Source organism: Glutamicibacter sp. AOP38-B1-38 (genome assembly GCF_052377485.1).
Taxonomy (GTDB): Bacteria; Actinomycetota; Actinomycetes; order Actinomycetales; family Micrococcaceae; genus Glutamicibacter.
Genome location: NZ_JBQSWU010000086.1, coordinates 1 through 1,135 on the forward strand (window position 1 = coordinate 1; position 1,135 = coordinate 1,135).

Here is a 1,135-nt window from a genome sequence, read left to right on the forward strand (position 1 = left end):
GCTAGACATCATGGGAAAAGCACACGCGCTCTTGGAGCAGATCTCGAAGAGCGCGGATTCCGAATAGATTCCCGTGCGTTCATGAAAAACGTCTTTGACCAGCTCGTTGAGTCTGGGATTTCGACTCGCCGAGCCAGTTCTTTGGCTGGTGTCAGTCGGGCCACGATGGCCCGCCACAAGCGTGCTGAACGTTTTCCACGCAAGCCAGTTGATGCGCCTCGGCCGGCACCGGCGAACAAGCTCACCGAGGCTGAAGAAGCGTTGATTCTTGAAACGTTGAATAGCGACCGGTTTGTGGATCAAGCACCAGAACAGATCTATGCGGTGCTGCTCAGCGAAGGGACCTACTTGTGTTCGGTGGCCAGCATATATCGGCTTCTACGACGTGAAAAACAAGTCGCTGAGCGCCGGCGGCAGGCACGTCATCCGGCACGGAAAGTCCCTGAATTAGTGGCGTATCAGCCTGGTGAGGTCTTTTCGTGGGACATCACCAAATTGGCGGGGCCTCGCAAAGGGACCTACTTTGATGCGTACGTGATGATCGATATTTATTCTCGTTATATCGTCGGGTGCCAGGTCCATTTACGGGAGTCTGGGGCGTTGGCTGAAGCGTTCATGAAGAAGGTTTTTGCTCAGGATCAAGTCCCGCAAGTAGTTCATGCTGATCGGGGGACGTCCATGACGTCCAAACCGGTCGCGGCGTTGCTCTCTGATTTGGATGTGTTGCGTTCGCATTCCCGGCCGAAGGTGAGCAATGACAATCCGTACTCAGAGTCGTGGTTTAAGACTTTGAAGTATATGCCGGCATTTCCTGAGCGGTTCGGTTCGCTGGAGCACGCCAGGGATTTTATGGATCGGTTTGTTCATGCTTATAACACTGAGCATCGCCATTCAGGATTGGGTTTTCATACTCCTGCCGACGTGCATTTCGGAATGACTGGGCACGTGGATGACCAACGCCTAGCGGCGTTGGAAAAGGCATGGGCGGAGCATCCTGAGCGGTTTGGAAAGAACCGGCTCCCGAAGAAAATGTTGCTGCCAGAAGCGGCTTGGATTAACGAACCGATCAAGCAGGAAGAAGGAGAAAAGATGTTGGCCTAAGACTTAGTGGTCTCACTTGACTTGAAAATTTCCG

General features: G+C 53.3%; 1 protein-coding gene. It reads left to right on the plus strand.

What is annotated here, in order from left to right:
- Positions 1 to 1,101: IS3 family transposase (locus ACT3TP_RS18700; RefSeq protein ID WP_444621286.1), on the plus strand; the 1,101-nt coding region annotated here is incomplete at its 5' end.
- Positions 1,102 to 1,135: the final 34 nt, after the last annotated feature.